The organism is Brachybacterium horti (assembly GCF_054777615.1).
In genome coordinates, this window is record NZ_BAAHAM010000001.1 from 694,797 (window position 1) to 706,811 (window position 12,015).

11 protein-coding genes and 1 other RNA gene are annotated in these 12,015 nt (G+C 72.8%); 7 read left to right on the plus strand and 5 right to left on the minus strand.

The features are described from left to right. Positions 1-46 precede the first annotated feature (46 nt). Positions 47-283, plus strand: a complete 237-nt coding sequence (locus ACYVAP_RS03255) for a type II toxin-antitoxin system prevent-host-death family antitoxin (protein ID WP_264450491.1) — start codon at positions 47-49, stop codon at positions 281-283. Between the two features lie 120 nt (positions 284-403). Here ACYVAP_RS03255 and ACYVAP_RS03260 read toward each other — a convergent pair whose 3' ends face one another. Together ACYVAP_RS03260 and ACYVAP_RS03265 are read right to left on the minus strand one after the other, a co-directional pair. Further along, positions 404-913 carry a hypothetical protein gene (locus ACYVAP_RS03260; protein WP_498859508.1) on the minus strand — a complete coding sequence of 170 codons (510 nt, stop codon included), beginning with the start codon at positions 911-913 and terminating at the stop codon, positions 404-406. Positions 914-989: 76 nt separating this feature from the next. After that, positions 990-2,051, minus strand: a complete 1,062-nt coding sequence (locus ACYVAP_RS03265) for a hypothetical protein (RefSeq protein ID WP_498859509.1) — start codon at positions 2,049-2,051, stop codon at positions 990-992. A 186-nt stretch (positions 2,052-2,237) separates the two neighbouring features. Between ACYVAP_RS03265 and ACYVAP_RS03270 the strand changes: the two genes are divergently transcribed. Next, on the plus strand, positions 2,238-3,674 hold the full coding sequence (locus ACYVAP_RS03270) for a dicarboxylate/amino acid:cation symporter (protein ID WP_343904114.1): 1,437 nt from the start codon (positions 2,238-2,240) through the stop codon (positions 3,672-3,674). Between the two features lie 225 nt (positions 3,675-3,899). Further along, complete coding sequence (locus ACYVAP_RS03275) at positions 3,900-5,225, plus strand: MFS transporter (RefSeq protein WP_498859510.1); 1,326 nt, start codon at positions 3,900-3,902, stop codon at positions 5,223-5,225. A 40-nt stretch (positions 5,226-5,265) separates the two neighbouring features. Here the strand turns inward: ACYVAP_RS03275 and ACYVAP_RS03280 are convergent, their stop codons facing one another. Further along, positions 5,266-6,648 (minus strand): SDR family oxidoreductase, encoded by a 1,383-nt coding sequence (locus tag ACYVAP_RS03280; RefSeq protein ID WP_498859511.1) that lies wholly within the window; start codon positions 6,646-6,648, stop codon positions 5,266-5,268. A 116-nt stretch (positions 6,649-6,764) separates the two neighbouring features. Further along, an RNA gene (ffs, locus tag ACYVAP_RS03285) (signal recognition particle sRNA small type) lies at positions 6,765-6,861 on the minus strand. Between the two features lie 305 nt (positions 6,862-7,166). Here ffs and ACYVAP_RS03290 point away from each other — a divergent pair. Beyond that, positions 7,167-8,705 (plus strand): alanine/glycine:cation symporter family protein, encoded by a 1,539-nt coding sequence (locus ACYVAP_RS03290; protein WP_498859512.1) that lies wholly within the window; start codon positions 7,167-7,169, stop codon positions 8,703-8,705. Positions 8,706-8,804: 99 nt separating this feature from the next. On the opposite strand, the gene ACYVAP_RS03295 is transcribed toward ACYVAP_RS03290, so the two are convergent. Beyond that, the gene (locus ACYVAP_RS03295; protein ID WP_498859513.1) at positions 8,805-9,809 is read right to left on the minus strand and encodes an aldo/keto reductase family protein; all 1,005 of its coding nucleotides are present in this window, start codon (positions 9,807-9,809) and stop codon (positions 8,805-8,807) included. A 118-nt stretch (positions 9,810-9,927) separates the two neighbouring features. Here ACYVAP_RS03295 and ACYVAP_RS03300 point away from each other — a divergent pair, with 118 nt between their 5' ends. From ACYVAP_RS03300 to ACYVAP_RS03310, 3 genes are all read left to right on the plus strand, one after another. Continuing rightward, positions 9,928-10,404 carry a DUF779 domain-containing protein gene (locus tag ACYVAP_RS03300; RefSeq protein ID WP_498859514.1) on the plus strand — a complete coding sequence of 159 codons (477 nt, stop codon included), beginning with the start codon at positions 9,928-9,930 and terminating at the stop codon, positions 10,402-10,404. A gap of 144 nt (positions 10,405-10,548) precedes the next feature. Then, positions 10,549-11,118 carry a dihydrofolate reductase family protein gene (locus tag ACYVAP_RS03305; RefSeq protein WP_498859515.1) on the plus strand — a complete coding sequence of 190 codons (570 nt, stop codon included), beginning with the start codon at positions 10,549-10,551 and terminating at the stop codon, positions 11,116-11,118. Between the two features lie 273 nt (positions 11,119-11,391). After that, complete coding sequence (locus ACYVAP_RS03310) at positions 11,392-12,003, plus strand: AraC family ligand binding domain-containing protein (RefSeq protein WP_498859516.1); 612 nt, start codon at positions 11,392-11,394, stop codon at positions 12,001-12,003. Positions 12,004-12,015 lie beyond the last annotated feature (12 nt).

A 12,015-nucleotide genomic window follows, 5' to 3' on the forward strand; every position in this document is an offset into this window, starting at 1 on the left:
TCCGCCTGCCCTCGTGAGCCCCGGGCCCCGGTGCGAGGCTCCGCGCATGGCCACCGTCTCCTGCTCCCGCTTCCGCACCCGGCTCAGCGAGCACCTCGAGCTCTCGCGTCGCGAACCCGTCACGATCTCGAGCCGCGGGGTGCGCCGGCGAGCGGTCCTCGTCTCCGCCGACTTCTACGATCGAGCGCTGGCCGCCCTCGGTGACGAGCCCTACGCCCCGCCGGCGAGGACACCGGAGCAGGAGCTCCGTGACGAGACCGACCGCTATCTGGGGTTCTTCTGATCGTGTGCCTCGTCGGCGGATCGCTCCGGCGGCCGACGGGCCGTGGGAACCTCGGAGCCCGCCTCGGTCGACGCGCCGACGCGCCGGCGTCGCGAGCGAGCCGTCCGCGAGCATCGACGGTCAGGCGAACCGTTCGAACACCACGTACTCCTCGGTGCTCGGGTCGATGCAGGCCAGCAGCACGTCCTCGCCGTCCTGGACGAACTTCTCCTTGCAGGTGAGCGACTCGAAGGCGAGATCGCCGTCGGGCACGGCAGCGCCCACGGCGACGGACTCCGCAGTGATGCGGTCCGCGCCGACGAGAGGGGCGGCGAGCTCCTCGGGGAGCCAGAAGCCCGTGCGCTCCGCGGCAGGCAGATCCAGCTCCCAGACCTCGTCCCTCTCACCGTGCGGACCGACCTCGCCATAGCGATGGGACACCACCCGCGCGTCGTGAGGCACGCCGATGCCCCAGGCCTCGTGCAGCTCCTGCGGGTCGTCGCTGAGGGCCGGGGACCGCTCCTCCCGGGCCAGCTCCTCGACCACCTCTCTCGCACCCTGCACCGCTCCGACCACGACGGCGGCGAAGACGAGGACGAGCACCCCCGTGACCACTGCTGCGACCCGCGTCGCCCTGACCTCCGACCTCACGATCCCCTCCCCCCTGGCGCCCGACGGGCTCCCCGGGAACGACGCTACGCAGCCCCGCGCGGCGACGAGGTCGGCTTCACGGTGTCTCCACGGGATCCTCGCCATCGGGAGCATCGTCGCCGTCGTCCTTCTGCGAGGCCGCGGCCTTCTTCTTGCGCTCGTCCGGGGCATCGGTGGGCCCGCCGGGCTGCTTCCTCGCCTCCTCGAGCGCGGCGCTGCGCCGTCGGATGCCGCTGAGCGTCGCGCTGAACACCAGCAGGACCACGATCAGCGGGACCACGAGGTCGGGCACCCAGTCCGGCACGGAGAAGGGCAGGGACAGATCCGGGATCCAGCCCAGCAGCAGGTCACGGAGCCAGTCGAGCGCACGGGCGACAGGACGCAGCACCGCGGCCAGCAGGTCCCTCACCGGGCGGAGGAGGTCGCCGATCACCTCGAGCACCGGGTTCACGACAGCGCCGATGGCCTCCACCACCGGTCGCAGCAACGACGCCACCCACTCGCGCACGGGGCGCAGGAGGTTCGAGAACAGGGCGCCGAGCCCCAGCAGCGGGATCAGATAGCCGGCCGCCCGACGCGCCGCGGCGAACGCCGCGAACCGCTTGGGGTGCGCGGCGCGCTTCTCGTCCCGCAGCGCGGAGGGACTCCCCTCGGCCGGGATCAGCGGATCGGTGCGCGGCCCCCGCGAGACCTCCACCTCGCCCGCGCCGCCGAGGCCCGCGGTGCGGACGGTGACCAGCTCATAGTCGGTGTGCTCCCCGTCGGAGTCCCGACGGAGGACGGTGCAGCGCAGCGTCGCGAAGCCGTCATCGATCCGGAAGCGGAGGTCGTCGGCGCCCGTCGGCCCGTCATCCCCTTCCGCCGCCTCGTCCCCCTCAGGCCCGTCGGTCTTCTTCGCGGCCTTGAGGGCCTTCTCCTCGGCGGCGGGATCGTGCTCCACGCCGTCGATCTCGAGGAGCAGGCTCGTCTCCAGCAGGCGGTGGCGCACCCGGGCCACGTACTCGTGCCCCTGGGCGCGGCCGCGGTACTCGACGTCCGCGCCGAAGCGGTTCGGCTCGCGCTCCCCGAACGCCGCCTCGCCCTCCGCGTCGAGGGCGGGGTCGCGGGGTGCGGCGTCGGCAGGGGTGCTGGTGGTCATGGGCCCAGCCTTCCAGGCCGGACGCGCCGCGCCCCTCCGCCTCCGGTGGACGTTCCTCTCCTCCGCTGATCGGACGGCCTTGGCGCCGCACGGCCTATGACCCACTACCGATGCCCTACGCATACTTATGTGACCGCATAGCCATCCTGTTGAAAGCTCAACGAACCGCGCGTAGCGTCGAGACACGTGAGCACCTCGACTCCCTCCTCCCCCACCCGCAACCCGTTGCGCGCGCTGGGCCGGATCCCCTTCGGCTGGCAGGTCCTCATCGGCCTCGTGCTCGGTGTGGTCCTCGGCCTCGTCGCCGCGCAGATCGGCCCCGTCGCCGTCACCGAGGCGAACCCGGACGGCGCCAACTGGCTGACGACCATCCTCCACACCATCGGCACGATCTTCGTGACCCTGCTGAAGGCCCTGGTCCCGCCGCTGATCTTCCTCGCGATCGTCACCTCCATCGCGAACCTGCGCGGCGTCACCAACGCCGCCCGCCTCGCCGGCAAGACCCTGCTCTGGTTCGCGATCACCTCGCTCATCGCGGTCTCCATCGGCATCGCGCTGGGCGCGCTGACCAGCCCGGGCGCGAACTCCGGCGTGGACGCCGGCACCGCCGAGGCCTCCTCCACCCAGGGCGGCTGGCTCGACTTCCTCGTGGGCCTCGTGCCCGCGAACTTCCTGGGCCTCGAGGGCTCCGCCGGGGACGACGGCTCGATCTCCCTGACCTTCAATGCCCTGCAGATCCTCGTGATCTCGATCGCCGTGGGCATCGCCGTGCTCTCCGTGGGCGAGAAGGCGGAGCCGTTCCTGCGCTTCACCGGCTCTGCGCTGGAGATCGTGCAGAAGCTGCTGTGGTGGGTCATCCGCCTCGCCCCGATCGGCACCATCGGCCTGCTCGGCAACGCGGTCGCCTCCTACGGCTGGTCCGCGATCGGCCAGCTCGGCGTCTTCACCGCGGACGTCTACATCGGCATGCTGCTCGTGCTGCTCGTCGTGTACCCGGTGCTGCTGAAGATCAACGGCCTGGGCGTCGGCTCCTTCTTCCGCGGCGTGTGGCCGGCGACCTCGCTGGGCTTCGTGTCCCGCAGCTCGCTGGGCACCATGCCGATGACGCAGACCGTCACCGAGCGCATGGGCGTCCCGCGCCACTACGCCTCCTTCGCGATCCCGCTGGGCGCGACGACCAAGATGGACGGCTGCGCCGCGATCTACCCCTCGCTCGCCGCGATCTTCGTCGCGAACTTCTACGGCGTGCCGCTGAGCGTCACGGACTACCTGCTCATCGTGCTGGTCTCCGTGCTGGGCTCCGCCGCGACCGCCGGCATGACCGGTGCGACCGTCATGCTCACGCTGACCCTCTCCACGCTGGGCCTCCCGCTCGAGGGCGTGGGCCTGCTGCTCGCGATCGACCCGATCCTCGACATGGGCCGCACCGCCCTGAACGTCACCGGCCAGTCGCTGGTCGCCGTGATCGTCGCGAAGCGGGAGAAGATCCTGGACCGCGCGACCTACGACGCCGCGAGCCGCACCTCGTTCCAGGCCATCCAGGCCGAGCAGGCGGACACCGCGGCGGATGCCGCCGGCCCCGCCCCGGCCGGTGAGCGCGAGAAGGCCGGCGCCACCGCCTGACCTGCGCCGCCCTCCTCCTCGAGGCCCGCCCCGGATCCGTCCGGGGCGGGCCTCGCCCGCACGGGCAGGGGACGGCGACGTGTGAGGTCCGCGCCGTCACCGAGCGGAACGCTGGCACACCTGCGCGGGGATCGCTAGGCTCCAGGCGTCCCACCCCGCAGTGCATCTACCTCGGGTCCTCTCACGGATCGTCCAAGGCGGCACCACCCGTCCCGGAGGATCCCCATGACCTCGTCGCACACCGCCCGGCAGAGCACCGACGCCCCGCACGGCGCCCCCACCGACCAGGGGACGACGCCGGCCCCCTCACTGCTGCGGCTCGCGGGCCCCGCGTACTTCCCGATCGCCTTCATCGCCCGCTTCCCCTTCGCGATGATGGTCGTGGGCACCCTGACGCTCGTCGTCGCCGCGCGCGACTCGATCGCGCTGGGCGGGCTGAACTCCGCCGTCGTGGGCCTCGGCTCCGCGCTCGTGGGCCCGCTGCTGGGCGCCGCGGCGGACAGGATCGGCCAGCGCCCCGTGCTGCTCGCCTCCGGCATCGTCAACTCGCTCGCCCTGCTCGCCCTCGCGGTCGTCGCCTTCAGCGACCTGCCCGACGTGGCCGTGCTCGCCGTGGGCTTCGTGCTCGGCGCGTCCTCGCCGCAGATCGGCCCGCTCTCCCGCAGCCGGCTCGTGCAGCTGATCCTGCGCCGCATGCCCGCGGATCGCCGCGCCCGCAGCATGAACGGGACGATGGGCTACGAGTCCGCGGCCGACGAGACCGCCTTCGTCTTCGGCCCCGTCGTGGTGGGTCTGCTCGCGACGACGATGAGCCCGGCCGCCCCGATGATCGGCGCCGCGGTGCTCACGCTCGTGTTCGTCACCGCCTTCGCCCTGCACCCCACGGCGACGGTCGAGGCCCCCGCCTCCCACGAGTCCGTGGCCCAGGCGCCCGCCCGGGAGCTGCGCACCCCCGGCGTGCTCGTCATCGTCGCGGGCGCGCTCGGGGTGGGCCTGTTCTTCGGCACGGTCCTCACCTCGCTCACGGCCGTGCTCTCCGAGGCGGGCCACGGGGAGTCCGCGGGCCTGGTCTACGGGGTGATGGGCGTCGGCTCCACGATCCTCGCGCTCAGCACCTCCCTGTTCCCGGCGCGGTTCTCGCTGCGCGCCCGCTGGCTGGTCTTCGGCACGCTCATGCTCGCCGCGATGCTCGCCTTCGGTCTCGCGGGCGGCGCGCTGCCCGTGATGGTCGGGGCGATGGCGGTCGCGGGGATCGGCGTGGGGCCGACGGTCGTCACGCTCTACAGCCTCGCGGCGGAGCGCTCCCCGCAAGGCCGCTCGGCGACCCTGATGACGATGCTCGGCTCGGCGACGATCGTCGGGCAGTCCGCGGCCTCCGCGCTGACCGGGTCGGTCGCGGAGAGCACCGGGGCGGGGACGGCCGTGCTGCTGCCGATCGCGGCCGCGTCGCTCGTGGTGCTCGCCGCCCTCGGCAACGCCCTCCTCGGTCGCGGGCCGCTCGCCGTCGAGGACGCCGTGACCTCCGCCGAAGCACCTCCGGCCGCGCTCTGATCCGGGGCGCTCCGCTCCGGGAGGCACGGGTCCGGGACGCTCAGCGCCACAGCACGTGGTGCAGCGCCTCCTCGACCCGCGGGTGCTCGAACCGGGCGCCGGCCTGCTGCAGCCGCGTCGCGTCCACGCGCTGATCCGCGCGGACGAGCTCGCGCGCCGCCTCCGTGCCCAGCAGCAGGGCGGGGCCCGCCGCCGGCACGGGCACGACCGCCGGCCGGTGCAGGGTGCGACCCAGGGCGCGCACGAGCTCCGCCTGGGTGACGGGATGCCGGGCGACCGCGTTCAGCGGGCCCTCCGCGCTCGAGGCGAGGGCCACGGTCGCGTAGGCGCGCACGAGGTCGTCGAGCGTGATCCACGAGGTCACGGCATCGGGCGGGGCGAGGCGGCCGCCCACCCCGGCGAGCAGCAGGGGAAGCTGCGGGAGCAGGGACCCGCCGCCGTCGGAGAGCACCACGCCCGTGCGCAGCTGCGCGACCCGCACGCCGGCGCGGGAGGCGGGTGCGGTCGCGGCCTCCCAGTCCCGCACGAGGTCCGCGAGGAACCCGGTGCCGGCGGTGTCCTCCTCGGTGAGCACCTCCCCGGACCGCTGCGGTCCGTAGACACCGATCGCGGAGGCGGTCACGAGGGTGCGCGGGCCGTCCGTCATCCTGGCGAGCGTGCGGGCGATCAGCGCCGTGCCCTCCACCCGGGAGTCGCGGATCTCGCGCTTCGCGGCGTCCGTCCAGCGGGTCGCGATCGAGCGGCCGGCGAGGTGGACGACCACGTCGACGCCCTCGAGGTCCCCGGGGTCCAGCTCCCCCGCGCGCGGGTCCCAGCGGATCTCCCCGGGACCGGGGCGGTCCTTGCGCACGAGCCGGCGCACCGTGTGGCCGCCGCTCTCGAGGAGCGCCGCGAGCTGGGTGCCCACGAGTCCCGAGGCGCCGGTGATCGCGATCGTGCGGCGCGGGACGGCGGCGAGCGCGGTGTGCAGGGCGAGGTCCTCGCGCAGCTGACGTGCGCGGAAGGCGAGCAGCCGACGCACGCGGCGCTCGAGGGCCGCGCCCACGGGGGTCGACCTCTCGACGCCGCCGGGCAGCTCGACCTCGATGGTATCGGTGAGCAGGGTGGCCGACGGATCCGCAGGATCGGCGACGATGCCGTGCTCGTGCTGCCAGCTGCGCCACGGGCCGCTGACCTGCTGATCCACGAAGCGACCGGCCGCGGTGGCCTCCGCGTGCCGGAGCACCCAGGCGGGCCGCAGCGGCAGGGCGGTGGGGCCCATGTGGGCGCCGACCACCCGTCCCGCACGCATGCCGCCCGCGGTGGGGTCGTCGATCGTGGCGACCCCGGGCGGGGTCAGGCGCACGAGGGCGCCGGGCCGCTCATGCCAGGCGAGCACGTCGGCGTGCGGGCTCTCGATGCGATGCGTGGCGACGATCCTCATGGCGGGCCCCTTCCGGTCGGCTCGCCTCGATCGTACCGACGTCCGTGGGGAGCGGGGCCGGTGCGCAGCCGGCTCGCCAGGCATCCGGGATCCGGGGGCTTCCCTCCTCGCGGGCATGAGACGACCCCTCGTGCACCTGCCAGAGCCCACCTGCCCTTGCTGCCGTCAGGCCCTGGGGGAGTTCAGCGAGATGACACCGCACGAGGGGTCACGGACGAGTCTAGCGAAGTCCGGGCGCTCTGCCGAACCGCGGAGCGGTGATGTCACGGGCCTCACCCCGGGCGACACGCCGCATGGCGACAGCCGATCGAGCACGAGCGGCGCAGGGGCGTCGGGCCCGGCGGGGGCGCCCTCCGCGCGGCCGGCGGGGTTGCGGTCGGATAACGGACGGCCCTCGACGGGGCGGGGAGGGCCGCTCCGCGCGCTACTGTTCCCCCCACGGCGTCGCGGGTGACCGTACTCACACCGCCGCGCCCCGACATCCGCTCCTCCTCGTTCCCTTCCCCGCTGGAGACCTCATGTTCTTCGACAACCTGATCACCGGGGCCAACAACCTCGTGTGGTCGCTCCCGCTGGTGGGCCTGCTGCTGCTCACCGGCCTCTACTTCTCGCTGCGCACGATCTTCCTGCAGGTGCGCTGCATCCCCGACATGCTCTCCCAGCTGAAGAAGGGCGAGTCCTCCCCGGACGGCACCTCCTCCTTCCAGTCGCTCATGATGTCGCTGGCCGGCCGCGTCGGCATGGGCAACATCGGCGGCGTCGCCACGGCGATCGCGCTCGGCGGCCCGGGCGCCGTGTTCTGGATGTGGCTGATCGCCTTCCTCGGCGCGGCCACCTCGTTCATCGAGTGCACCCTGGGTCAGATCTACAAGGAGAAGGACAAGGACACCGGCGAGTACCGCGGCGGTCCCGCGTACTACATCGAGAAGGCGTACAAGCACACCGCCGCCGCCCCCGCGTTCCTCGTCTACGCGATCGTCTTCGCGATCGTCACCGTCTTCGCCATGTGCTTCTTCCTCCCGGGCGTGCAGGCCAACGGCATCTCCTCCGCGGTGAACAACGCCTGGGGCGTGCCCCACTGGGTCTCCGCCGTCGCCGTCGTCATCGTGCTCGCCTTCATCATCATCGGCGGCGTGAAGCGCATCGCCCAGTTCGCGGTGATCGTGGTGCCGGTGATGGCGATCCTCTACATCGTCTTCGCGCTCATCGTGTTCTTCGTGAACTTCGACCAGATCGGCCACGTGTTCGGCCTGATCTTCTCGAGCGCCTTCGGCGCCCACGCGGTGTTCGGCGCGATCGTCGGCAAGGCGATCGAGATGGGCGTCAAGCGCGGTCTCTACTCGAACGAGGCCGGCCAGGGCACGGGCCCCCACGCGGCGGCCGCCGCGGAGGTCTCCCACCCGGCCAAGCAGGGCTTCGCGCAGTCCTTCGCGGTCTACATCGACACCCTGTTCGTCTGCACCGCGACCGCCTTCCTCATCATCTCCACGAACATGTATCAGGTGTTCGCGCTCGACGAGGAGACCGTCATCTACCAGGGCGACATCCCCGAGGGCACAGACTACGGCCCCGAGTTCGCTCAGTTCGGCTTCGAGACCGTGTTCCACGGCCTGGGCCCCACCTTCGTGGCGCTCGCGCTGTTCTTCTTCGCCTTCACCACGATCGTCGCCTACTACTACATGGCCGAGGTCAACCTGACCTACCTCTCGCGCTGGATCCCGAACGCGTTCGTGCGACGCACCCTCAAGCGCGCGCTCCAGGCGCTGATCCTCGTCGCGGTGGTCTACGGCTCGGTCACCACGACCGGCAACGCCTGGGCCCTGGGCGACATCGGCGTCGGCACGATGGCGTGGCTGAACGTCGTCGCGATCCTCATCCTCCAGAAGCCCGCCCTGAAGGCCTTCAAGGACTACCAGCGGCAGAAGAAGGCCGGGAAGGACCCGCAGTTCGACCCGCGCGAGCTGGGGATCAGAAACGCCGAGTTCTGGGAGCTGCGGGCCGACGGCCGCATCCGCCAGGGCGAGACCGGCGAGGAGCTGGCCGGCAAGATCGGCTGATCCCCGCCTCCCCGGAACCTCTCCCCCAGGGACGACGAACGCCCGACCTCCTCGGAGGTCGGGCGTTCGTCGTGGGCGGCCCGTCGGCCGCGGCGGATCTCAGGCCAGGCGCTGCCCCGGGGAGAGCGTGAGCGCCGGGTCGGTCTCGGGGAGGTCGCCGAGCACCTCGTCGATCCGCGCCTTCACGTCGGCGTCGAGGGTGACGCCGGCGGCCTTGACGTTCTCGGTGACCTGCTCGGGGCGGGAGGCGCCGATGATCGCGCCCGCCACGTTGTCGTTGCTGAGCACCCACGCCACGGCGAGCTGCGCCGGGGTGAGGCCGAGCTCGTCGGCGATCGGCAGCAGGCCCTGCACGGCGGTGAGGGTCTCGTCGTCCAGGAAGCGCTTGATCATGTCCGCGCCGCCCTTCTCGTCGCGGGCGCGGGAACCCTCGGGGACCTCGGCGCCGGGCTTGTACTTGCCGGTGAGGATGCCCTGCGCGACCGGGGACCACACGATCTGGGAGACGCCCAGCTCCTGGGAGGTGGGGACCACGCGCTCCTCGATGACCCGCCACAGCATCGAGTACTGGGGCTGGTTGGAGACCAGCTGGATGCCGAGCTCACGGGCGAGCTGGTGGCCGGCGCGGATCTGGTCCGCGTTCCACTCGGAGACGCCGATGTAGAGGGCCTTGCCGGCGCGGACGACCTCCGCGAAGGCCTGCATGGTCTCCTCGAGCGGCGTCGCGTAGTCGTAGCGGTGCGCCTGGTAGAGGTCGACGTAGTCCGTCTGCAGGCGGCGCAGGGAGCCGTCGATCGACTCGCGGATGTGCTTGCGGGAGAGGCCGGTGTCGTTGTGGCCCTTGGGGCCGGTCGGGAAGTAGACCTTGGTGAGGATCTCGAGGGATTCGCGGCGCTCGCCCTTCAGCGCCTCGCCGAGCACGACCTCCGCGGCCGTGTTCGCGTAGGTGTCCGCGGTGTCGAAGGTGCTGATGCCGGCGTCGAGGGCGGCGCGCACGCAGGCGCGGGCCCGGTCGTCCTCGACCTGCGAGGCATGGGTGAGCCAGTTGCCGTAGATGATCTCGCTGATCTTGAGTCCGCTGCGTCCCAGGTGGCGATGTTCCATGCGGTGGAGCCTAGGCCCGCCACCTCGGCGTCGTCTGCGGGGCGGGGGTATCGTGGTGACGCGCGCCACATGGCCGTGGCGCCTCGCCGCGCTCACCGCGCGGGAAGGAGGAGGACCCATGACCCAGCTCCCCACGAGCCCCGCCCGGCAGGGAGGTCAGCCGCCGGCCCCGGCCCTGCCCGAGCCGACCGAGAAGGACGACGTCCTCGAGCTCGAGCCCACCGTCGAGGGCGAGGACTTCTCCCGCGTCGCCTTCACGCAGGCGGCGGTGGGCATGCTGCAGCGGCTCATCGACCGCAACGGCCCGCTCATGTTCCACCAGTCCGGCGGCTGCTGCGACGGCTCCTCCCCCATGTGCTACCCGGAGGGCGACTTCATCACCGGCGACGCGGACGTCCGCATGGGGCACGCGGAGGTGCCGCTGCCCGGCGGCGGCACGAGCCCGCTCGACTTCTGGATGAGCCGCGAGCAGTTCACCTACTGGCGCCACACGCACCTCACGATCGACCTCGTCGACGGGCGCGGCGGCGGCTTCAGCCTCGAGTCGCCCGACGGCAAGCGGTTCCTCACCCGCTCGCGGATGCTCGAGAGCTGAGGGACCCCGACCGGGGGCCGACGGTCGCAGCCCCTGAGGCCGGGCCGCGGGAAAACCCGTGGCGCGGCGTCGCGTCCCCTGGCATCGTCGGGGCCCCAGGCGTCGTGCCCCGTCGCGGCGCTCCGCACCGGAGCAGGGAGTGACATGCGAGAGCTCGTGTACTACGTGGCCGTGAGCCTGGACGGCTACATCGCCGGCCCCCAGGACCAGTTCGACGCCTTCCTCGTCGAGGGCGACCACATGGAGGGCATCAACGAGGAGTTCGGGGACGCGATCCCCACCGACATCGCCGCCCACCTCGGCGTCCCGCAGAGCGGCGAGCGGTTCGGGACGGTGCTCATGGGCGCGACCACCCACGCGATGGGCCTGCCGGCCATGCCGAGCCCCTACCGCCACCTCGAGCAGATCGTGTTCACGCACCGCGAGCTCCCGCCCGCGGAGAATCTCCGCACCACCGCGGAGGACCCTATCGCCGTGGTGCGCGCGCTCAAGGAGCAGCCCGGCGCGGACATCTGGCTGTGCGGCGGCGCGCAGCTCGCGACCCAGCTGCGCGGCGAGATCGACCGGCTCGTGCTCAAGCGCCAGCCGCTGCTCTTCGGCACCGGTGTCCCGCTGTTCGCCCCGGGGGACTACGAGCCAGAGCGGTTCGCGCACGTGCGCACCCGGACCTTCGACTCCGGGGTGTCCCTGACGGAGTACGTGCGGGAGCGCTGACCCCGGTGCGGTGACGGGGACCCGCGGGGGCGTGTCCGTCCTGCGAACCTCCGCGTCCGACCCGGGCATGGTGGGGGCCGACGGCGGCTCCGTGGTGTCGAGCGCAGCCATGAGCTGATCGCCGCCCTGGACCGCGGCGACGACCCCACCCGGGACGCCGCCTCCGAGGTCGCCATGGGCCGCGCGAGCACGACCCGGAGGGCAGCTTCCACCTCCCGGGCTTCCCCGTCGAGGAGCTCGTGCCGATGGAGGCGGAGGCCGGCGGCGACCTTCGTGGACCTCGCCGGCCTGCTCGTGGCCGGCGAGGTCGACGGCATGACGGTGGACCACCTCAGCTGGGGCTTCTACACGCCCGCCGTCTGGCGCAACACGCCCCACACCCACTCCTTCCACGAGGTGTGCCTGGCCTACGCGGGCTCCGGCACGTTCACCGTGGAAGGCACGGCCCACCCGGTCGCTGCCGGGGAGCTGTTCGTCGCCCGCCCGGGCGAGGTGCACGAGATCGTCTCCCATCCCGAGGCGGGCCTCGGCATCGCCTTCTGGGGGTTCGCCCTGGACACCACCGCCCTGCCCGAGGGCCCGGGCTCGTGGGACGGCCTGCTGCGCCGCGAGCGCCCGCTCGTCTCCCCCCGGCCCGGCTCGCTGCCCGCGATCGTCTCCGCCCTCGCCGCGGAGGCCGACGCCCCGCGATCCGGTGTGGACGCGCAGGTCACGGCGCTCGGCTCGGCGCTCGTGATCGAGACCGGCCGCGCCTTCGCCTCCCCCGCCGAGCTCACGGTGACGGTCGACCCCGGGGCGCGGGCCACCTCCGCCGTCGCCGCCATGCGCCGCTACGGGCAGCCGCCCGGCGCGTTCCGCGCCCGCGGCGGCACCCTGCACCTGTGAGCAGGGTGCCGC

Coding starts and splice junctions, on each gene's coding strand:
- ACYVAP_RS03255 (WP_264450491.1), top strand. CDS start 47: ATGGCCACCGTCTCCTGCTCCCGCTTCCGCACCCGGCTCAGCGAGCAC.
- ACYVAP_RS03265 (WP_498859509.1), bottom strand. CDS start 2,051: ATGACCACCAGCACCCCTGCCGACGCCGCACCCCGCGACCCCGCCCTC.
- ACYVAP_RS03275 (WP_498859510.1), top strand. CDS start 3,900: ATGACCTCGTCGCACACCGCCCGGCAGAGCACCGACGCCCCGCACGGC.
- ACYVAP_RS03280 (WP_498859511.1), bottom strand. CDS start 6,648: ATGAGGATCGTCGCCACGCATCGCATCGAGAGCCCGCACGCCGACGTG.
- ACYVAP_RS03290 (WP_498859512.1), top strand. CDS start 7,167: ATGTTCTTCGACAACCTGATCACCGGGGCCAACAACCTCGTGTGGTCG.
- ACYVAP_RS03295 (WP_498859513.1), bottom strand. CDS start 9,809: ATGGAACATCGCCACCTGGGACGCAGCGGACTCAAGATCAGCGAGATC.
- ACYVAP_RS03300 (WP_498859514.1), top strand. CDS start 9,928: ATGACCCAGCTCCCCACGAGCCCCGCCCGGCAGGGAGGTCAGCCGCCG.
- ACYVAP_RS03305 (WP_498859515.1), top strand. CDS start 10,549: ATGCGAGAGCTCGTGTACTACGTGGCCGTGAGCCTGGACGGCTACATC.